The organism is Prescottella soli (assembly GCF_040024445.1).
Classification (GTDB): domain Bacteria; phylum Actinomycetota; class Actinomycetes; order Mycobacteriales; family Mycobacteriaceae; genus Prescottella; species Prescottella soli.
This window is the reverse complement of record NZ_CP157276.1, coordinates 1192641-1213861: the sequence shown is the minus strand read 5'-3', so window position 1 is coordinate 1213861 and position 21221 is coordinate 1192641. Positions and strand designations below refer to the sequence as shown.

General features: G+C 69.1%; 17 protein-coding genes. 10 read left to right on the top strand and 7 right to left on the bottom strand.

What is annotated here, in order from left to right; all coding sequences use genetic code 11:
• Window positions 1-18 precede the first annotated feature (18 nt).
• Window positions 19-654 carry an alpha/beta hydrolase gene (locus ABI214_RS05650; RefSeq protein ID WP_348607049.1) on the top strand — a complete coding sequence of 212 codons (636 nt, stop codon included), beginning with the start codon at window positions 19-21 and terminating at the stop codon, window positions 652-654.
• Window positions 654-1409: a maleylpyruvate isomerase N-terminal domain-containing protein gene (locus ABI214_RS05645; RefSeq protein ID WP_348607046.1), complete on the top strand. Its 756-nt coding sequence runs from the start codon at window positions 654-656 to the stop codon at window positions 1407-1409. Before ABI214_RS05650 ends, ABI214_RS05645 begins: the two co-directional genes overlap by 1 nt.
• A 62-nt stretch (window positions 1410-1471) precedes the next feature.
• Here the strand turns inward: ABI214_RS05645 and ABI214_RS05640 are convergent, their stop codons facing one another.
• The 4 genes from ABI214_RS05640 to ABI214_RS05625 all read right to left on the bottom strand — a co-directional run bounded on the left by ABI214_RS05640 (window position 1472) and on the right by ABI214_RS05625 (window position 6412).
• Window positions 1472-3259, bottom strand: coding sequence for an AMP-dependent synthetase/ligase (locus tag ABI214_RS05640; RefSeq protein ID WP_348607043.1), 1788 nt, complete (start codon window positions 3257-3259; stop codon window positions 1472-1474).
• 164 nt (window positions 3260-3423) lie between these two features.
• Window positions 3424-4143, bottom strand: a complete 720-nt coding sequence (locus tag ABI214_RS05635; RefSeq protein WP_348607040.1) for a heme peroxidase — start codon at window positions 4141-4143, stop codon at window positions 3424-3426.
• 68 nt (window positions 4144-4211) lie between these two features.
• Complete coding sequence (locus ABI214_RS05630) at window positions 4212-4856, bottom strand: phosphoribosyltransferase (RefSeq protein ID WP_348607037.1); 645 nt, start codon at window positions 4854-4856, stop codon at window positions 4212-4214.
• A 272-nt stretch (window positions 4857-5128) separates the two neighbouring features.
• Entirely contained in the window at window positions 5129-6412 is a 1284-nt protein-coding gene (locus ABI214_RS05625) for a TrpB-like pyridoxal phosphate-dependent enzyme (protein WP_348607034.1), read from the bottom strand.
• Window positions 6413-6709: 297 nt separating this feature from the next.
• On the opposite strand from ABI214_RS05625, the gene ABI214_RS05620 reads away from it, so the two are divergent.
• Both ABI214_RS05620 and ABI214_RS05615 read left to right on the top strand, forming a co-directional pair.
• A complete protein-coding gene (locus ABI214_RS05620; RefSeq protein WP_348607031.1) occupies window positions 6710-8500 on the top strand; it encodes a DEAD/DEAH box helicase in 1791 nt (596 codons plus the stop codon).
• Between the two features lie 170 nt (window positions 8501-8670).
• Window positions 8671-9273: an NlpC/P60 family protein gene (locus tag ABI214_RS05615; RefSeq protein ID WP_408586080.1), complete on the top strand. Its 603-nt coding sequence runs from the start codon at window positions 8671-8673 to the stop codon at window positions 9271-9273.
• Here ABI214_RS05615 and ABI214_RS05610 read toward each other — a convergent pair whose 3' ends face one another.
• The 3 genes from ABI214_RS05610 to ABI214_RS05600 all read right to left on the bottom strand — a co-directional run bounded on the left by ABI214_RS05610 (window position 9274) and on the right by ABI214_RS05600 (window position 12762).
• On the bottom strand, window positions 9274-11163 hold the full coding sequence (locus tag ABI214_RS05610) for an ABC transporter ATP-binding protein (RefSeq protein WP_348607028.1): 1890 nt from the start codon (window positions 11161-11163) through the stop codon (window positions 9274-9276).
• A gap of 95 nt (window positions 11164-11258) precedes the next feature.
• On the bottom strand, window positions 11259-11900 hold the full coding sequence (locus ABI214_RS05605) for an AMIN-like domain-containing (lipo)protein (protein WP_348607025.1): 642 nt from the start codon (window positions 11898-11900) through the stop codon (window positions 11259-11261).
• 85 nt (window positions 11901-11985) lie between these two features.
• A complete protein-coding gene (locus ABI214_RS05600) occupies window positions 11986-12762 on the bottom strand; it encodes a deoxyribonuclease IV (protein ID WP_348607022.1) in 777 nt (258 codons plus the stop codon).
• A 115-nt stretch (window positions 12763-12877) separates the two neighbouring features.
• Here ABI214_RS05600 and ABI214_RS05595 point away from each other — a divergent pair, with 115 nt between their 5' ends.
• The 6 genes from ABI214_RS05595 (at window position 12878) to ABI214_RS05570 (ending at window position 21217) form a co-directional block, all read left to right on the top strand.
• Window positions 12878-13639, top strand: a complete 762-nt coding sequence (locus ABI214_RS05595; RefSeq protein WP_348607019.1) for an SDR family NAD(P)-dependent oxidoreductase — start codon at window positions 12878-12880, stop codon at window positions 13637-13639.
• An 82-nt stretch (window positions 13640-13721) separates the two neighbouring features.
• The gene (locus tag ABI214_RS05590; protein ID WP_348607016.1) at window positions 13722-16076 is read left to right on the top strand and encodes an arylsulfatase; all 2355 of its coding nucleotides are present in this window, start codon (window positions 13722-13724) and stop codon (window positions 16074-16076) included.
• Window positions 16077-16148: 72 nt separating this feature from the next.
• Window positions 16149-16916 (top strand): ABC transporter ATP-binding protein, encoded by a 768-nt coding sequence (locus ABI214_RS05585; RefSeq protein ID WP_348607013.1) that lies wholly within the window; start codon window positions 16149-16151, stop codon window positions 16914-16916.
• A 4-nt stretch (window positions 16917-16920) separates the two neighbouring features.
• Entirely contained in the window at window positions 16921-19446 is a 2526-nt protein-coding gene (locus ABI214_RS05580; RefSeq protein ID WP_348607010.1) for an ABC transporter permease, read from the top strand.
• Between the two features lie 60 nt (window positions 19447-19506).
• On the top strand, window positions 19507-19950 hold the full coding sequence (locus tag ABI214_RS05575) for a hypothetical protein (RefSeq protein WP_348607008.1): 444 nt from the start codon (window positions 19507-19509) through the stop codon (window positions 19948-19950).
• Between the two features lie 91 nt (window positions 19951-20041).
• Window positions 20042-21217, top strand: a complete 1176-nt coding sequence (locus tag ABI214_RS05570) for an acyl-CoA dehydrogenase family protein (RefSeq protein ID WP_348607006.1) — start codon at window positions 20042-20044, stop codon at window positions 21215-21217.
• Window positions 21218-21221 lie beyond the last annotated feature (4 nt).

Sequence of the window (21221 nt, the reverse complement as noted above, 5' to 3'; positions counted from 1 at the left end):
GTTCCGCACAATGGGGGCATGCCGTTCTTCGCCGGTGCCACCGGACAGATCCACTACCGTCGCTGGCCCCTCGACGGGCCGGGCCGGCCCCGCGCCGGGCTCGTCTTCCTGCACGGGATGGGGCAGCACACCGGTCACTATCACCGGTTCGCCGCCGGCCTCGCCGCCCACGACATCGAGCTGTGGGGCATCGATCAGACCGGGCACGGACTGTCCGAGGGGACACCCGGCACGCCCGGCGCGCTCACCGACCTGGCCGACGATGCCGCCAGGCTCACCGCCATCGCAGCCGACGACCGACCGGGTCTGCCCCTGGTGCTCATGGGGCATTCGCTCGGCGCCGCCGTGTCCGTCACTCTGCTCCGTCGCGGACTCGCCCCCTTCCATGCGGCCGTGCTCTGCGGCACCCCCAAATCGGTTGTGCAGCATGCGGAGACGGCGGACTTCGCGGATCCCGGGTTCCCGGTGCTCGCGATCCACGGCGTCGACGACCGGCTGGCGCCGATCGACGGCGTGCGGACCTGGACGTCGGGGCTCGCGGGCGCGACGTTGCGGGAGTACCCGGACGTCGGACACGACCTGCTGCACGAGAAGACGCACCGGACGGTGACGAACGACGTCGCCGAGTTCGTGCTCGGCGTTACCGTGGCCTGATGGATTCCACAAGTCTGCTGTCTGCGCTGCGCGAGCAGGGCGAGATGCTGGCCGCGACCCCGATCGTGGCGTTGTCCGAACCCGTGCCGACGGTTCCCGGTTGGACCGTCGAACACGTGGTGCGACACACCGGCAAGGTGCACCAGTGGGTGCTGGCGGCACTGCAGGCCTCGGCCGACACACCGCTGCCGAAGATCGTTCGCGTCGGTGACATGCCGAGGGGTCCGGAATGCGTTGCCGCGTACCGGCTCGCGTTCGATTCGCTCGTGGAGACCTTCACCCGTCTGGACCCCGAACACCCGGTGCCGACGATGGTCGGGCCGGGCACGGCGTCTTGGTGGCTGCGGCGGCAGACCCACGAGGTGTCGGTTCACCGGATCGACGTGTCCGACACCCTGCGGGCCGCCGGCGGCCCGAGCGTTCCCGAACTCGACCCGGAGGTCGCGGCGGACGGGGTCGACGAGTGGGCGCACGTCTTCCTGGGTCGTCTCGCCCGGGACGGTCGACTGCCGGACTCGCTCGACGGCCGGACCATCCACCTGCACGGGACGGACACCGAGTCGGCGGAGTGGCACCTCGCGTTCGAGTCCGGTGCGGTGACGGTGACGCGCGAACACCGCAAGGCCGATGTCGCGCTGCGCGGTCGCGCGCAGGACCTGTTGCTCACCATGTGGCGGCGGCGTCCGCTCGCGCGTCTCGAGGCGGTCGGGGACGTGGCCGTCGCGCGTGACCTGCTCGAGTCGGCGGCGTTGTAGGTTCCGGACGGCTCGGGGCCCGGACGCCGACGGCGTCCGGGCCCCGAATCATCTTCTCGCGCTTACGTGTAGATGCGCGCGATGGCCTCAGCGTGCTGCTCGTGGATGATGTTGCGCTTGAGCTTGAGCGTCGGGGTCAGCTCGCCCGAGTCGACGGTGAAGTCGACTTCGAGGATGCGGTACTTCTTGATCTGCTCCGGATTGGAGACCTTCTTGTTGCCCTCGGAGATCGCCGCGTCGATCTCGGCGACCAGGTCGGGGTGCGTCACGAGTTCCGCGATGGGGGTGTCGGCGGCCAGGCCGTTCCGCTCCTTCCAGCCGGGCAGGGCCTCGGGGTCGAGCGTGATGAGCGCGCCGATGAAGGGCTTCGCGTCGCCCACGACGAGGCACTGGCTGATCAAAGCGTGCGCGCGCAGGGCGTCCTCGAGCACCGCCGGCGCGACGTTCTTGCCGCCGGCCGTCACGATGATCTCCTTCTTGCGGCCGGTGATCGAGACGTAGCCCTCCGTGTCGATCGATCCGAGATCGCCGGTGTGGAACCAGCCGTCGTGGATCGACTCGGTCGTGGCCGCCTCGTTGTGCCAGTAGCCGCCGAATACGACGGGGCCCCGGATCAGTAGTTCGCCGTCCTCCGCGATCTTCGCCGCGTGGCCGTCGATCGGCTTCCCGACCGTCCCGACCTTCTGGTCGCGCGTGGTGTTCACGGTGACGGCCGCGCTGGACTCGGTGAGACCGTAGCCCTCGTACACCGGGATGCCGACACCGCGGAAGAAATGGCCGAGACGGGCGCCGAGCGCGGCACCGCCGGACACGGCGCGGTCGCATTCACCGCCCAGGGCCGACCGCAGCTTCGAGTAGACGAGCCTGTCGAACAGGGCGTGACGCAGGCGCAGGCCGAGTCCGGCGCCACCGGTCTCCTGAGCCTGACTCCACGCGATCGCGGTCTCGGCCGCCGTTGCGAAGATCTTGCCCTTGCCGCCGTCCTCGGCCTTCTGCTTGGCCGAGTTGTAGACCTTCTCGAACACGCGGGGGACCGACAGGATGAAGTTCGGCTTGAACACGGCGAACTGGTCGAGCAGCGTCGACAGGTCCGCGGTGTGCGCGACGGTGACCTTCGCGTCGAACGCGCCGAACGAGATGGCCCGCGCGAACACGTGCGCGAGCGGCAGGAACATCAGCGTGCGCTTGCCCTCTTCCAGCGCGTCGCCCAGTGCGATCCGCACGGCGGCCGACTCGGCGTAGAAGTTCGAGTGGGTCAGCTGCACACCCTTGGGCCGGCCGGTGGTGCCGGAGGTGTAGATCAGGGTCGCGGGCGACGACGCGCGCACCTGGTGGCGTCGCTCGTGGAGGTCGTCGTCGCTGATGCCCGCACCGCGGGTGACCAGCTCGTCGATGGCGCCGGCCTCGATCTGGAGGACCTCGCGCAGTGCGGGGGCGGCCTCGGCGACGTCCTTGACGGTCTCGGCGTGGGTCGGCGTCTCGACGACGAGTAGCGACGTGGCGGAGTCCTCGAGGATCCATTGGGCCTGATCGGCGGACGACGTGTCGTAGATCGCGACCGTGCAGCCGCCCGCGGTCCAGATCGCGTAGTCGAGGACCGCCCATTCGTAACGCGTGGCCGACAGGATCGCGACGCGGTCACCGAGTTCGATGCCGGAGGCCATCAGACCCTTCGCGACGGCCTTGACCTCCGCGGCGAACTGGGCCGCGGTGACGTCGACCCAGCCACCGTTGCCCGGCTTCTTGAAGGGCACGAGATTCGGGCATTCCGCTTCGTAACGAAAGACCGTGTCGGCCATCGACGCATCTTCCGGGATTGCGAACGACTGTGGAACCGAATACTCACGCACTTTGACCCCTCCAAGAAATGACATGACGGATGTGCATTGCATCACACTTGGAGTTTCATTGCACTAAGTCAAACGCCCGTTTTGCGGCATTCCGCGCCGCCACCTGGGGAAATAAATGTAACCGTAAGTGCTGCTAAGTTTCTGCAGGTAGGGGGCCTACGGTGTCACGCGACAGGCACGGAGTGGTCCTCGCGGGTGCAGCTCCATCGCCGCACGGCATGCTCGAGTGCGGCCGGGGGGACGTCGAGGCGGTCGGCCGCCGCGGCGAGGATCGTCGACGGCTGGGCGTCGCGAGTGGGGCCGGCGGCCGTGTTCGCGAGCGCCGATTGCACGAACTCGGCGACGGCGAGGATGGTGTCGTCGGCGCCCGGAACCCCCGCGAGCACCAGCAGGTGCTGCCACGTGGTGTCGTCGCGGGCGCCGCTGGACTCGTCCCACGCGGCGCGCACGTGGTGTCGGGTCCCGGCGGTGCGGGTCGCGCCCACCAGGTCCCCGACGGAGTCGATCTGCAGCGTGTGGAGGCGCTCCGCGGTGCGCTGAATCTCACTGGCGCGCAGCGGTGCCGTCGACTCGGAGTAGCGGCGCTTGTAGTTGCCGATCTTGCCGGCCCACAGATCGGCGCTGCCGGCCTCCTCGAACGTGCGCAGCAGTGCGCGGGCGCCGTCGGTGATCGGACCGGACTCGTGGGCGCGTCGGTACGCGAGGTACCGGTCGACGACGGTTCCGGCGTCCGCGAACCGGGTTCCGGCGGCCTGCACCGACTCGATGATGCACAGCGCAAGACTGTGTCGGTACTCGTCGGGTGGCACCCACCCGGCCGGGTCGCCCAGCCTGTCGCGGCACGCCTGTGTCACCGCCTGTACTTGCTGCTCCGGGACGCTCACGGATCCTCCCTGACTGCGTGGGGCCTCCGAAACGTGTATCGGCGCCGGGGTGCCGGGTGTTGCACCCGTCACGCGCCGGGTTCGCAGGCCCGCGCCAGTAGATCTGTCACCTCGCGGTCGTCGAGCTGGTGGAAGTCGATGTAGGCCCCGCCGACGCCGCCCAGATTCGCGGGGACGAACGGGCACACCACCTCGTCCGCGGTGATCCTCAGCCGCGACATGGCCTCGGGGGATGCGACCGGCACGGCGACCACGATCCGACTCGCGCCCTGGGCTCGGGCCACCTGGCACGCGACCGCGGCGGTGGCGCCCGTGGCCATGCCGTCGTCGACGAGGACGGCGGTCCGCCCGGTCAGCGGTGTCCGTGGATGGCCGCCCCGCAGTGTGTCGGCTCGCCGGATCAGTTCCTGCCGCTCCTTGGCCCGCACCGCGTCCACCGACTGGCGCGACACATGACCCAGGCGGACGACGTCGTCGTTGATCACCTCCGCGTCGCCCTCGCCGATCGCGCCCATCGCGAGTTCCGGCTGCCACGGCACTCCGAGCTTGCGGACCAGGATGATGTCGAGGGGGGCGCCGAGCGCATGTGCAACCTCGAATGCGACCGGGACGCCGCCGCGGGGGAGTCCGAGTACGACCAGGTCAGCCCCACGGAGGTGGCTCAGCGACTTGGCCAGCGCGCGACCGGCTCTCGCGCGCGTCGCATAGTGCATCCGCGTGCTCCGTTTCGCTCTCGATTTCGACGATACGCCCGCGAGCCCGGGCATGGGCACGGACGGATGCAGTTCGACCAACCAGTTGATTGGTTGAGTGGCGATACGTCCGGCCGCGAACGGGGAATCCTCGAATCGGATTACGGCGATTCAGGAATGTCGTTGCACGTCTTCGGATTCGACGACGGCCGGGAGTGTGTGCGGTTCGACAGCCTTGGGGAGCGACGCGCGGGCCGCGGCGGAGCACTCCGCCGCGGCCCGCGCGGTGTCGGCTAGGACGTCGAGACCAGGTTGCCGTCGATGTGCGACTGGTAGGCGGGCAGGTCGAGCATGCCGTGGCCGGACAGGCCGATCACGAGGACCTCGGGCTCGGTGAGCCCGCGGGCGTACTCGGCGGCCGCGGCGATCGCGTGCGCCGACTCGGGTGCGGGCACGATGCCCTGCGTGCGGGCGAACAGCACACCCGCATCGAACGAGTCGCGCTGATCCACGGCCTGGCCGGTGACGTAGCCGAGCTCGACGGTGTGGCTGAGCAGCGGCGCCATGCCGTGGTAGCGCAGGCCGCCGGCGTGGATCGGGTCCGGCACGAAGTCCTGGCCGAGCGTGTGCATCTTCAACAGCGGCGTCAGGCCGGCGACGTCGCCGTGGTCGTAGCGGTACTCGCCCTTGGTGATCGACGGGCACGCGGCCGGCTCGGCGGCGATGATCCGCGTCTGCGCCTTGCCGTGCAGCACCTCACGGATGAACGGGAACGCCAGGCCAGCGAGGTTGGAACCGCCACCGGCGCAACCGAACACGACGTCGGCGTTGGCCTCGCCCGCGGCACGCAACTGTTCGACGGCCTCGAGGCCGATCACCGTCTGATGCAGCACCACGTGGTTGAGCACGCTGCCCAGTGCGTAGCGCGCGTCCGGGTCGTTCGCGGCGACCTCGACGGCCTCGGTGACCGCCATGCCGAGCGAGCCCGGGGTGTCCGGGAAATCGGCGAGCATCTTGCGGCCCGACTCGGTGAGATCCGAGGGGCTCGGGTGCACCGTGCCGCCGTAGGTCTCCATCAGGTGGCGGCGGTACGGCTTCGACTCGTACGACGCGCGCACCTGCCACACCTCGAGGTCGATGCCGAACTTGGCGCACGCGAACGACAGCGCGCTGCCCCACTGGCCGGCCCCGGTCTCGGTCGTGATCTTCTTGACGCCGTCCTGCGCGTTGTAGTACGCCTGCGCGACCGCGGTGTTGGTCTTGTGGCTGCCGACCGGGCTGACGCCCTCGTACTTGACGTAGATCCGGGCGGGCGTCCCCAGCGCCTTCTCGAACTCGCGGGCACGGATCAGCGGTGCCGGCCGCCACGTGCGGTAGGCCTCACGGATCGGTTCGGGGATCTCGATGTACTGCTCGGTGGTCGCTTCCTGCTCGATCAGCGCGCTCGGGAACAGCGCGGCGAGGTCGGCAGGGGTGACCGGTTCCTTGGTGCCCGGGTGCAGGTGGGGCGGCGGGGCGACCGGCAGGTCCGCGACGATGTTGTACCAGTGGGTGGGGATGGGTGTCGTGTCGGACACTGCTGGTTCCTCTCGGAGAGTGGCAGGACGGTTGTCCACATTGTGATCGCGGTCATTGTCGGGTTGCATTCGGGGTCCCGTCGGTCCGCCGCCGGCGAGCGCCGCGCGTCCCGCCCGACGGGAGTTCACGGCACGCACGCGGCCCGAGAGCGATCGCCGACTTCCCGTTCGAGGGGTGGAGTCGCGCGTGAGAACAGGTGAGAACAGTTCGACGCCGGTGCAGGTAATCGCGTCGATGCATGTAGAAGGCACTCGGATCGAGGGCCATACCACGCATCGACTAAACTCACTGGTCAAATGAGTGACACCGAGCGCGACCCGCAGACCGACGACAATCCCATCACCTTCGCCGACCTTCAGATCGACGAACGGGTGCTGAAGGCCCTTTCCGACGTCGGATACGAGTCGCCCTCGCCGATCCAGGCCGCGACCATCCCGACGCTGCTCGAGGGCAAGGACGTCGTGGGCCTGGCCCAGACGGGCACCGGCAAGACGGCTGCGTTCGCAATTCCGATCCTGTCCCGCCTCGAGGTCGACCGGAAGGTGCCTCAGGCGCTGATCCTGGCGCCGACCCGTGAGCTCGCGCTGCAGGTGGCCGAGGCGTTCGGCAAGTACTCGGCACACATCCCGGGTCTGCACGTGCTGCCGATCTACGGCGGTCAGGCGTACGGCGTGCAGCTGTCGGGTCTGCGCCGCGGCGCCCAGATCATCGTGGGCACGCCCGGTCGCGTGATCGACCACCTGGAGAAGGGCACGCTCGACCTCTCCAACCTCGAGTATCTCGTCCTCGACGAGGCCGACGAGATGCTCAAGATGGGTTTCCAGGACGACGTCGAGCGGATCCTCGCCGACACGCCCGAGTACAAGCAGGTGGCGCTGTTCTCGGCGACCATGCCGCCGGCGATCCGCAAGATCTCCAAGCAGTACCTGCACGATCCCGTCGAGATCACCGTCAAGGCGAAGACCGCGACGGCGTCGAACATCACCCAGCGCTGGGTGCAGGTTGCGCACCAGCGCAAGCTGGACGCGCTCACCCGGATCCTCGAGGTCGAGACCTTCGAGGCGATGATCATCTTCGTCCGGACCAAGCAGGCCACCGAGGACCTCGCCGAGCGCCTGCGGGCTCGCGGGTTCTCCGCCGCCGCCATCAACGGCGACATCGTGCAGGCGCAGCGTGAGCGCACGATCGGCCAGCTCAAGTCGGGTGCCCTCGACATCCTCGTCGCCACCGACGTCGCGGCCCGTGGTCTGGACGTCGACCGCATCTCGCACGTGGTCAACTACGACATCCCGCACGACACCGAGTCGTACGTGCACCGCATCGGTCGCACCGGCCGCGCCGGGCGCACCGGTGACGCGTTGCTGTTCGTCGCCCCGCGCGAGCGGCACCTGCTCAAGTCGATCGAGCGGACCACGCGGCAGCCGCTCACCGAGATGCAGTTGCCGACCGTCGAGGATGTCAACGCGCAGCGTGTCTCGAAGTTCGGGGACTCCATCACGGCGAGCCTGAGCTCCGACAACCTGGCGCTGTTCCGCAAGCTCATCGAGGACTACGAGCGCGAGCACGACGTTCCGCTCGCCGACATCGCCGCCGCGCTGGCGGTGCAGTCGCGCGACGGCGAGTCGTTCCTGATGGAGCCCGAGCCGCCGGCCCCGCCGCGCCGCGAGCGCGAGCCGCGGGAGCGGCCGGCCCGCCGATTCGACGAGAGCGGTCCGAGTGGCCCGCGTGTCGGTCGGGACGGCCAGGAGTTCGCCACGTACCGGATCGCGGTCGGCAAGCGGCACAAGGTCGTTCCCGGTGCCATCGTCGGAGCCATCGCGAACGAGGGCGGCCTGCGCCGCAGCGACTTCGGGCACATCAGCATCCGCCCCGATCACAGCCTGGTCGAGCTGCCGGCGAACCTACCCCGCGAGACCGTCGAGGCCCTGCGCGCGACCCGGATCTCCGGTGTGCTGATCCAGCTGCAGCCGGACCAGGGTGCGCCGTCGGCGCGCCCGTCGACGCGCGGCGGCCGGGACGACCGGGCAGCCGGCAAGTTCAGCCGCGGCAAAGGCGACAAGTTCGGCAAGCGTCGGCCGCGTGACTGACGTCTGACCAGGGCGAACGGCTTCCGAAGGGGTGCCGGCGGGTGCAGAGCCTGCCGGCACCCCTTTTCGTCGATGATGCGGAATCTGTGACGGGAGTGATTCCTGCTCTGTAACGTGCCTCACAGTTTGTGGTCGGGGGATCCGCGCATTCTGAGCAAGGAGGCACAAGCGTGTCCCATACGATTCGTCGAGGATTGATCGCAGCAGGAATCATCGCCGGTGGCGCCGTCGCATTCGCCGCGCCCGCCGCCGCGCAACCCGACATCATCGGTTCGATCACCAACGCAACCGACATGGTCAACGGTGTCACCGACGTCCTGTCGTCCGGTAGCTCCGGCAGCAGCGGGGGGAACGGGAGCGCCAGTCTGTTCGCCGGAAGTGGCGACATCGCCATCCCGCTACCGATCGCAAGCCCCCGCGCGCTCGGGGCACTCGCGGCGGCCACCACCCAGGCCGGGAAGCGGTATGTCTGGGGCGGTAACGGACCCGATGTCTGGGACTGCTCCGGTCTGGTGCAGTGGGCGTTCCGTTCTGTGGGCATCAACATGCCGCGCACGAGCCAGGAGATGGCCCGTTTCACCGGAGGCATGCTCGTCCCGCTGTCGGCGCTGCAACCGGGCGACGTGATCACGATGGACACGTACGACATCGCCGGGCACGTCGGTATCTACGCCGGCAACGGCATGGTGTTCAACGCATACAGCTCCGGCGTCCCGATCGGTCTGACACCGTTGTCGGACTTCAGGATCCACAACATCCGACGGTACTTCTGATCAGCGCAGGACCTCAGTGAGGACCGGCGAGCCGGTGTCGAACTGCGTCCGGTACAGCTCGGTGTAGCGTCCGCCGGCGGCCAACAGTTCGGTGTGGTTGCCGCGCTCGACGATTCGGCCGTCCTCGACGACGAGGATCTGGTCGGCGGCGCGAATGGTGGACAGTCGGTGGGCGATCACGACCGCCGTCCGTCCTTCGAGGGCTTCGCCGAGCGCGTCCTGCACCGCGGCCTCCGAGGTCGAGTCGAGGTGTGCGGTGGCTTCGTCGAGGATCACGACGCGCGGCTGGGCCAGCAACAGCCGCGCGATCGTGAGACGTTGCCGCTCACCGCCGGACAGGCGGTACCCGCGTTCGCCGACGACGGTGTCGAGGCCGTCGGGCAGCGATTCGATGAGCGACGCGAGGTTTGCGCGGCGCAGCACGTCCCACAGGTCGTCCTCGGTGGCGTCGGGCCGGGCGAGCAGGAGGTTCGCCCGCACCGACTCGTGGAACAGGTGCCCGTCCTGCGTCACCATGCCGACGGTCGCACGGATCGAATCGGCCGTCAGGTCGCGCACGTCGACGCCGCCGACCAGGACGGCACCGGAATCGACGTCGTACAGGCGCGGAAGTAGTTGTGCGATGGTCGATTTACCCGCGCCGGACGAGCCGACCAGTGCGACCATCCGGCCCGGTTCCACGCGGAACGAGACGTCGTGCAGCACGGTCGCGCCGCCGCGTGTGTCGAGGCCGGCCACCTCCTCGAGCGAGGCGAGCGAGACCTTGTCGGCGGAGGGGTAGGCGAAGCCGACCGACCGGAACTCGACGGACGCCGGTCCCTCGGGGACGTCGACGGCGTCGGGTTTCTCCGCGATGAGCGGCTTCAGGTCGAGGATCTCGAAGACCCGCTCGAAGCTGACCATCGCGCTCATGACGTCGACGCGGGCACTCGCCAGCGAGGTGAGCGGCGAGTACAGCCGTGTGAGCAGCAGTGCGAGCGAGACGACGGCGCCGGCCTCGAGTTGCCCGCGCAGCGCGTAGTAGCCACCCAGGCCGTAGACGAGAGCGAGGGCGAGGGCCGAGACGAGGGTGAGCGCGGTGACGAACACCGACTGCAGCATCGCGGTGCGGACACCGATGTCGCGGACGCGGCGGGCACGCACCGCGAACTCGGCCGATTCCATCGAGGGACGGCCGAACAGCTTCACCAGGGTTGCACCGGGCGCGGAGAAGCGCTCGGTCATCTGGGTGCTCATCATCGAGTTGTAGTTGGCAGCCTCGCGGCTGAGTTGGGCGAGTCGGGTGCCCATGCGGCGGGCCGGGATCACGAACACCGGCAAGAGCAGCAGCGACAGCAGCGTGATCTGCCACGAGATGTTCACCATCACGACCAGTGTGATCGCCAGCGTCACCAGGTTCCCGACGACGCCGGAGAGGGTGTTGCTGAACGCCCGCTGGGCGCCGATGACGTCGTTGTTGAGACGGCTGACGAGCGCACCGGTGCGGGTGCGGGTGAAGAACGCGATCGGCATCCGCTGGACGTGATCGAACACCGCCGTGCGCAGGTCGAGGATGAGGTCCTCGCCGATGCTCGCCGACAGCCACCGGGTGAGTACCGCCATGCCCGCCTCGAACAGCGCGATGGCCGCGATCGCCGACGCCAGCACCACCACGACGCGGACGTCGTCACCGGCGACGATCGCATCGACGACGCGGCCGGCGAGCACGGGGGTCGCCACCGCGAGCGCGGCGGTGACGATGCTGAGCAGCACGAACCAGAGGATGTGGCTACGGTGCGGTCGCGCGTACCCGGCGACCCGGCGCAGCGTGGCCCGGGAGAAGGGGCGACGGTCCTGTTGCGCGTGCATCGCGTTGTACATCGCGTTCCGCGCGGTCACATCCATGCTCATCCGTCGCCCCTCTCGTCGGCCCCGTCACCATAGGACGGGGGTACGACAACGAAGGTAGAACCTCGAGAATGGTTGAGGTCAAACTCGACGGGGTGTCAGCGCGCGATGTCGACCACCAGGCGCGTCGGTTCGGTGAGCGTGTAGACGCGGTAGGAGACGTTGCGGTCGGAGAGCCCGATGAACGTCTGGTCGGTGCCCTCGAAGATTCCGGCGTCGCGGACCTCGGTCACGACGACGGGGTTCTCGACCTCGAGAGGGTTGGGTCCCGAGTACGGCTCGACATTGGTCATGAACGGCATCGAGGACCCGTCGACGAGGACCTGCAGGATGCCCTGACCGGCGACCGCGAGGGGGGTGCCGCTGCCCTGCTGGGTCGCGGTGGACACCATCTCGGCGCGCCAGCCCGGGGTTCCGGTGCCGCCGAACTCGTAGACCACGCGGTCGAAGCCGTCGTGCTTGCCGACGCGGATGTCTCTGATGGTGAGCGCGGCGTCCGGCGACGCCGCGACGCTCTCCGGGGCCTGACCGGTCGGCGCCGCGGTCAGCGTGCCTTCGGCCGCGGCCTGGGGTGCCGACATCTCACGCTCCGTGTCGCCGGAGTCGGCGGCGGACGAGGTGGTGATCGACGTGGTCGAGGCGGTCGGCTCGGATTCGGCGCTGGTGCAGCCCGCGAGGGCGAGCGCGGCGACAGCGACGGACGACATGGCGAGAGTGCGGCGGGACCGGTAGTGCGTCATGTTCGGGATGGTAGGTGCCGGTGGCCGGTCGGCTCGCCTTCGACGCGGCGTCGTAGCCGATTCGGTATGTGATGTCGGAGACTCGTCAGTCCCCGGCCAGCGCGTCGCGCAGGTAGGCGAGATCGTCGGCGATCCCGTCGGCGGGGGTCTCGAGGATCACGGGGGCTTCGGCCGCGGAGGCGACGGCCGTGAGCATCGCGGGGTCGATCATGCCGGTGACCAGGTTCGCGTGCCGGTCGCGGGCGGAGTCGAACTCGTCGCGCGAGTTGTTCAGGTGCACCAGGTCGATCCGGCCGGTGATCGCCTTGACGCGCTCGACGATGCCGAGCAGTTCCTCACCCCCCGCCCACGCGTGGCACGTGTCGAGGCAGAAGCCGGCGCCGAACTCGCCGACGGCGTCCCACAATCGCGCGATCGCATCGAGATGCCGGGCCATCGCGAAGTCGCCGCCGGCGGTGTTCTCGATGAGGATCGGCACCGGGAATCCGCCCTTGTCCTGTTGACGTTCGAACAGCTTTCGCCAGTTCGCGACACCCGCGGCCGGATCCTCGCCGTCGCGCACGTGGCCGCCGTGGACCACGAGGCCGACCGCGCCGATGTCGGCGGCCGCCGCGGCCTGATCGGCGACCGCCTTGCGGGACGGCATCCGGAGTCGGTTGTTGAGGCTGGCGACGTTGATGGCGTACGACGAGTGCACGACGACGTCGATCGGGCTCTGCAGGATCTGTTCCGTCTGCGGATGCGGTTCGGGCTTGTCCCACTTCTGCGGGTCGGTGAGGAACAGTTGGACGATGTCCGCGCCGAGGCGCTCGCCGGCCCCGATGGGGTCCGCGTCCTGCCGGACATGGGCTCCGATCCGCATGACGTCGAGCGTAGCGGCGAACCGGTCCCGATCAACGGGAAACGCGACGTGGCGGTCGGCCGGACCTGGTTGTGTGTGCGTCGACACATCGATTGATGCGGGAGATTGAAACCACATGGGCAAGTTGGATGGAAAGGTCGCGCTCATCACGGGCGCAGGCCAGGGCGTCGGTCAGGGCATCGCGTTCGCGCTCGCCAAGGAGGGCGCGCGGATCGCGGTGTCGGGGCGGACCGAGTCCAAGCTGATCGACACCTGTGAGGCGATTGCCGTATTCGGCGGCGTTGCCGAACCGGTCGTCGCGGACGTGTCGGACGCCGAGGACATCGCGCGCGCCGTCGACGCGACTGCGGCGCTGTTCGGGGGCGTCGACATCCTGGTCAACAACGCCAGCCTCAACCCGCTCGGTCCGATCAACGACCTGAAGCCGGACCTCCTGGAGCGGGCCTACACCTCCGGTCCGATCGCGGCGCTGCGCACGATGCAGGCCTGTTACCCGCACATGAAGGAGCGCGGCGGCGGCGCGATCGTGAACATGGTGTCGTCGGTGGCGGTCCGGTGGGACGCCAGCGGCTACGGCGGGTACGCGTCGGTCAAGGAGGCGGTCCGCGCGCTGACCAGGGCGGCGGCATGCGAGTGGGGTGTCGACAACATCCGAGTCAATGCTGTTGCGCCGCACGCGATGTCGCCGGGACTGCAGCGCTGGACCGAGGCGCGTCCGGAGGAGGCGGCCGCGTTCGTCGCGAGTATCCCGATGCGCCGGATCGGCGACCCCGAGACCGACATCGGCAACGCGGTCGCGTTCCTCGTCGGGCCGGACTCCGGATACCTGACGGGCGCGACGATTCCCCTCGACGGCGGTCAGGCTCGCTGGTCGTGAGTCCCGCGTAGTTCGACGAACCGGTCCGGCCGCCTCCCGATGCGTGTGATGATGGGGTACCATGCATCGGGAGGACCCGGCCATGGCTGCGGAGTTCACGGGCAAGGTTTCGGTCGACATCCGGGATTCGACGCCGGACTGGGCGCCGTTCGCGGAACCCCGTGCGCCAGAAGGCGCCCCGAACGTCCTGTACCTGGTGTGGGACGACACGGGGATCGGCACGTGGGACTTCTACGGCGGTCTGGTCGAGATGCCGAATCTCCGGCGCATCGCCGAGCGTGGGGTGTTGCTCAGTCAGTTCCACACCACCGCGCTGTGCTCGCCGACGCGGGCCGCGCTGCTGACGGGACGCAACCCGACGTCGGTGGGGATGGCGACGGTCGAGGAGTTCACCGACGGGTTCGCCAACTCGAGTGGACGGATACCGGCCGACGCGGCGCTGCTGTCGGAGGTGCTGAGCGATCGCGGCTGGAACACCTACGCCGTCGGCAAGTGGCACCTGACTCCTTTGGAGGAGTCGAATCTGGCGGCCAACAAACGGAATTGGCCGCTTTCGCGAGGATTCGAGCGCTTCTACGGATTCCTCGGCGGTGAGGCCGACCAGTGGTATCCCAACCTGGTCTACGACAACCACCCGGTCGATCCGCCGTCGTCACCGGAGGACGGCTATCACCTGTCGAAGGATCTGGCCGACAAGTCGATCGAGTTCATTCGCGACGCCAAGGTCATCGCGCCGCACAAGCCGTGGTTCCTGTACCTGTGTCCGGGCTGCGGGCATGCGCCACATCATGTTTCGAAGGAATGGGCGGACCGGTACGCCGGCCGGTTCGACATGGGGTACGAGCGGTACCGCGAGATCGTCCTCGACAACCAGAAGCGGCTCGGCCTGGTTCCCGCGGAAACCGAACTGTCGCAGATGAATCCGTACGCGGACGAGGTGAGCGCGGACGGGGCACCGTGGCCGGTGGGGGACACAGTCCGCCCGTGGGACTCGCTCGACGACGGCGAGCAGCGCCTGTTCTGCCGGATGGCGGAGGTGTTCGCCGGGTTCCAGAGCTACACCGACGCCCAGATCGGCCGCCTGCTCGACTATCTCGAGGACTCCGGCCAGCTCGACAACACGATCGTCGTGCTGCTGTCCGACAACGGCGCCAGCGGTGAGGGCGGACCCAACGGCTCGGTCAACGAGTACAAGTTCTTCAACGGCTACCCGGACCGGATCGAGGACGGTCTGGCACAGATCGACGACCTGGGCGGTCCGGAGACGTACAACCATTACTGCACCGGGTGGGCGATGGCGTTCAACACCCCGTACAAGCTGTTCAAGAGGTACGCGTCGCACGAGGGAGGGATCGCGGACCCGTGCGTGATCTCGTGGCCGGACGGCATCTCCGCCCGCGGTGAGGTCCGCGACAACTACATCAACGTCTGTGACATCACCCCCACCGTGTACGAACTGCTCGGTGTCGATCCGCCGCTGCTGGTCGGCGGGGTGCCGCAGCGGCCGCTCGAGGGGGTGAGCTTCCGACCCGTCCTCGCGGATCCGGAGGCGGCGACCGGCAAGACGACCCAGTTCTACTCGATGCTCGGTACCCGCGGGATCTGGCACGACGGCTGGTTCGCGAACACGGTGCACCCGGCGGCCCCGTCCAACTGGGGGCACTTCGACGACGACCGCTGGGAGCTGTTCCACATCGAGCGGGACCGCAGCCAGATCCGTGACCTCGCGGCGGCGCGACCGGACAAGCTCGACGAGATGCGCACGCTGTGGTTCGAGGAGGCCGCGAAGTACGACGGGCTGCCCCTCAACGACCTCGACGTGCTGTCCGCGTTCCTGCGCTTCCGGCCGTACCTGACCGGTGCACGCGAGTCGTTCGTCTACTACCCGGACGCGGCCGAGGTGGGGCCGGGCGCCGCGCTCGAGATGCGGGGCCGGTCGTTCTCGGTGCTCGCGGACGTGCGGATCGAATCCGACGACGTCGACGGTGTCCTGTTCGCCCACGGCGGCCGACTCGGCGGCCACAGCCTGTTCGTGCAGGACGGGCACCTGAAGTACGTGTACAACTTCCTCGGTGAGGACGAGCAGGTCGTCGTCTCGACCGAGCCGGTCCCCACCGCCGGTGCCCACGTCCTCGGGGTGCGGTTCGATCGGACGGGGGCGGCCGCCGACGGGTTCACGCCGGTCGGGGACATGACCCTCCACATCGACGACCGCGAGGTCGGTTCGCTCGGCGGCGTGCGGGTCCAGCCGGCGATGTTCTCCGGGGTGGGGGAGGGAATCCGGGTCGGACGCGACACCGGCCAGTCGGTCTCGAGGCTCTATGGGGCGCCTTTCCGGTTCCGTGGGGGAACCGTTCGGAAGGTGACCGCCGACGTCTCGGGTACCCCGTACCTCGACCTCGAGCGGGAAATCGCCCGCGCCTTCTCCCACGATTGACGAACCATCCCTGGGTCGGGGTACAAGATCAGGGAAGTCCCCGATGGTTTTCCGTCACCCCGACGGGTGAGGATGTTGGGCATGCCAACCGAAACCGAGATGCCCACCGAGACCACCGTTGCCGCGCGAGCGGTCAACCTGATGAAGGTATACGGGTCGGGGGACACCCAGGTCCACGCCCTCGCGGGTGTGTCCGCGGAGTTCGCGCGGGGGGAGTTCACCGCCATCATGGGGCCGTCCGGCTCCGGCAAGTCGACGCTCATGCACTGCCTGGCCGGTCTCGACGCGGCGACGTCGGGTTCGGTGCTGATCGGTGCGACGGACCTGACCACGCTCTCGGACAAGCAGATGACGCAGCTGCGCCGGGACCGGATCGGGTTCGTCTTCCAGGCGTTCAACCTGGTGCCGACCCTCACGGCGCTCGAGAACATCACGCTGCCGCTGGACATCGCCGGCCGGAAGGCCGATCAGCAGTGGCTCGACACCGTGATCGACCGGTTGGGTCTGCGCGATCGGCTCGACCATCGTCCCGGTGAGCTCTCCGGCGGTCAGCAGCAGCGTGTCGCGTGCGCGCGTGCGCTCGCCGGGCAGCCGGAGATCATCTTCGGTGACGAGCCGACCGGCAACCTGGATTCGCGTTCGTCGGGCGAGGTGCTGTCGATCCTGCGGGCGGCAGTCGACGAGTTCGACCAGACCGTCGTGATCGTCACGCACGATCCGCGGGCCGCGAGCTTCGCCGACCGCGTGGTGTTCCTCGCCGACGGTCAGATCGTCGACGAGTTGCGCGAGCCCACCGCGGAGTCGGTCCTGGACCGCATGAAGAACCTCGAGACGGTCTGACGCCATGGCCGTGACAAATTCCCCGATGCGCAAGGTTTCCCTGCGCAACCTCGCCGCGCACAAGGTGCGACTCGTGCTGACCGTGCTGTCGGTGGTGCTCGGCACGGCGTTCGTCGCCGGATCCTTCGTCTTCACCGACACTCTGCAGAAGACGTTCGACAGCATCATGGACGGCGGCGCCAAGGGCGTCGACGTGCGGGTGAGCCCCGTCGAGCAGGGCTCGAGCGGTGTCCCGATCGCGGACGTCGACACCCTCCGCGCCGTCGACGGTGTCCGCGCCGTCGCACCGTCCGTGGGCGGACAGATCGTGGTTCTCAACTCGGCCGGCAAGCCCCTGCAGAACGGCGGCGCGCCGAGCATCGGTACGTCGTACCTGCCACCGGACCAGCAGCTCGGCGAACCGGACAAGTTCGTCGGCGGTACCCCGCCGCAGCAGGCGGGCCAGATCGCGCTCAACGAGAGCGCCGCGAAGCGGGCCGGCCTGGCGGTCGGCGACCACACGCGCGTGTTGACGATGAGCGGCTGGAACGATGTGACGCTGTCGGGCGTCTACGCTCCCGAGACCGACACCGGCGGGTACGTCGGCGCGTTGTTCACGGACACGCAGGCTCGCGAGCTGTTCACCGACGGCAGCCACGTCGGCTACATCGACGTCGCCGGTACCGGTGTCTCGCAGGACCAGCTGCGGGACCGGATCGCGGCCGCGGTGCCCGACACCAAGGTCCAGACGGCCGACGAGGTCCGCGAGGAGACCAAGGACGAGGTGGGCAAGGCGCTCAGCTTCGTCAACTACTTCCTGCTGGCGTTCGGCGCGATCGCGCTGCTGGTCGGCACCTTCATCATCTACAACACCTTCTCGATGATCGTCGCGCAGCGCCTGCGCGAGCTCGCGCTGCTGCGCGCGATCGGTGCCAGCCGCAAGCAGGTGGGCCGGTCGGTGGTCTTCGAGGCCATCGTCGTCGGCGTGATCGGCAGCGCGCTCGGCATCGCGGGCGGTGTGGGACTCGCCTACGGTCTGCGCGGGCTGCTCAACGCCTTCGACCTGGGCCTGCCGCAGGGCCCGCTGCAGATCGAGCCGCGCACGATCATCGTCGCGCTCGTGCTCGGCCTGATCGTGACCGTCGTCAGTGCCTACGCGCCGGCCCGCCGGGCGTCGAAGGTGCCTCCGGTCGCGGCCATGCGCGAGGAGTTCGCGTCCACCGGCGACACCCTGAAGGTGCGCACCCTGATCGGTGCGATCTCCGCCGTGCTGGGTGTCCTCGCGCTGGTCGTCGGCGCCCAGTCCACCGGTGGCGGCGCGGCGGCGCTCGTCGGGCTCGGGGCGCTCGCGCTCGTGCTCGCGGTCCTGCTGGCCGCGCCGGCGCTGTCCCGGCCGGTCGTCGGTGCCCTCGGGGCGGTGTTCGCCAAGCCGTTCGGCCCGGTCGGACGACTGGCCCGCACCAACGCGGTGCGCAACCCCAAGCGCACGGCCGCGACGGCGTTCGCGCTGACCCTCGGCCTGATGCTCGTGTCGGTGATCGGTGTGTTCGGTGCGTCCGCCAAGTCCAGCGTGAACGCGCTCGTCGACAAGGGCGTCGAGGCCGACTTCGTGCTCACCGGACCGCAGGGCATCGGCGTCCCGGCGGGGGCCGCCGCGGCCGCCGCGAAGGTGACCGGGGTCGAGGAAGCGGTCTCGCTCCACGGCGTCGCCGTGAAGATCGACGACAAGGACGTGTTCGGCACGGCGCTCAGCGGTTCACCCGACGGCGTGCTCGACTACACGATGAAGGAGGGCACCACCTCGATCACCGGCACCGACATGCTGGTCAGCGAGTCCGAGGCCACCGATCACGGCTGGAAGCTGGGCACGCCGGTCACCCTCACCGACCGCGACGGCGAGCAGGTCACCACGACGGTGACCGGCGTCTACGCCGACAACCAGCTGCTCGGTCCGTGGGTCGTCTCCGACCAGGTGTACCAGCAGGTGACCCCGCTCAACATGCGCACCGAATGGGCCGTGCTGGTCAAGGCGGCGGCGGGCTCGAACATGACGATGATGGCGTCCGATCTCGCGACCGCGACCGACCCGTTCGTCGTGGTGCAGGTCCAGGACCGGGAGCAGTTCAAGGGCACCCAGGGGCAGCAGATCGACACGCTGCTCGCGGTGCTGTACGGCCTGCTTGCCCTCGCGGTCGTCATCGCGATCCTCGGCATCGTCAACACCCTCGCCCTCTCGGTCGTCGAACGGCGGCGTGAGATCGGCATGTTGCGGGCGGTCGGGATGCAGCGGGCGCAGGTGCGACGCACCATCTATCTCGAGTCGGTGCTGATCGCGGTGTTCGGTGCCCTCGTCGGTGTCGTGCTCGGCGTGGTCTTCGGTTGGGGCTTCGTGCGGACGCTCGCCGACCAGGGCCTGGACCAGGTCTCGGTTCCGTGGGGGCAGGTCCTCGGGATGCTGATCGGGTCCGCGGTGGTCGGCGTCCTCGCGGCCCTCTGGCCGGCGAGCCGGGCGGCGCGAACCAAGCCCCTCGAGGCCATCGCCGACATGTAGGAGCGGCCGCCCGGGGACGGTACCGCCGCGGCGCCCCGCCGCGGCGGTACCGTCTTCACGGTGAGCAACCTGCAGGACATCGGTGAACGCGACGGCTGGCGCTGCTGGCTGTGCGACGAGCCCGTCGATCCGGACATGTCGGTGAACGATCCGCGTGGGCCGAGCGTCGACGGCATCAGCACCGCGAAGAAGAGCAAGGGCAAGTCGGTTCAGGAGCGCCTCGCGCACCGCGCGTGCAATACGAAGAAGGGCGCGATCAAACCTGTCGTGCCCTGGTCCGACGAACTCTTCGTCGTCGACCCGGCGCCGATCATCGGCGTCGTCGAGCAGCTGAGCCGCAAGGGCGGCCGGGTCGCGGTGGCCCGTTGTCCGGGTGAATCGGACGCGGCGGCCGCCGGGGAGTGGCTGCTCGATCGGCTCTCCCGGCTCGCACCGGAGCTGGCACTGACGACCCGGGTGGACGCCGGCGGCGGGGGATATCTCCTGGTCCTGGAGACGCGCTAGCCGCCGCTCAAAGCCGCCGTTCGTCGCGCCGGAGGGAGTAGCGTTCGCATCGAGGTGCACTCCAGATCCGCGCGCGTGGAGGGAATCGTCGATGAACCTGGCCCTGACCGCGGAAGAGCGCGCGTTCCGGGAGGAGATGCGGACCTTCTTCCGCACCGAGATCCCCGTCGAGATCCGCGAGCGGGTGGCGTCGGGCGCACAGCTCGGCCGGGACGACTTCGTCGCGACACAGCGCATCCTCAACGCGGCGGGGCTCGCGGTCCCGCACTGGCCGGTCCGGTGGGGTGGCCGGGACTGGACGGTGGTGCAGCGGCACATCTGGCTCGACGAGATGCAGTTGGCCGCGGTGCCCGAACCGCTTGCGTTCAACGTGAACATGGTCGGCCCGGTGATCGCGACGTTCGGATCGCAGGAGCAGAAGGAACGGTTCCTGGCGCCGACCGCGAATCTCGACATCTGGTGGTGTCAGGGGTTTTCCGAGCCCGGATCCGGGTCGGACCTGGCGTCGTTGCAGACGCGCGCGGTGCGCGACGGTGACCACTACGTCGTCAACGGGCAGAAGACGTGGACGACGCTGGCCCAGTACGCCGACTGGATCTTCTGCCTCGTCCGCACCGACCCGAACGCACCGAAGAAGCAGGCGGGCATCTCGTTCCTGCTCGTCGATCTCACGTCGCCGGGCGTCACGGTCAGGCCGATCCGGTTGATCGACGGCAGCTACGAGGTCAACGAGGTGTTCTTCGACGACGTCCGCGTTCCCGCCGAGAACCTCGTCGGCGAGGAGAACGCCGGCTGGAGTTACGCGAAGTTCCTGCTCGGCAACGAGCGTACGGGCGTGACGGGAGTGGGCCGCGCCAAGATCAGGCTGGCACGGGCGAAGGAACACGCGGCGCACACGCCCCTCGGATCGGGCAGCCTCCTCGACGATCCGCTGTTCGCGGCCCGCGTCGCGGAACTCGAGAACGAGCTGCTCGCGCTCGAACTGACGCAGCTGCGCGTCGTGGCCGCCTCGGCGCACGGCAAGCCCGACCCCGCGTCGTCGTTGCTGAAGCTGCGGGGTTCGGAACTGCAGCAGGCCGCGACCGAGCTTCTGGTGGACGTGGCGGGACCGGACTCGTTGCCGTTCGACGCCGGGCCCGACATCGAGACACCGCTGTGGGCGCAGCGCGCGGCCCCGACCTACCTCAACTATCGGAAGGTGTCCATCTACAGCGGGTCGAGCGAGGTGCAGCGCAGCATCATCGCCTCCTCGATCCTCGGACTGTGAGGCG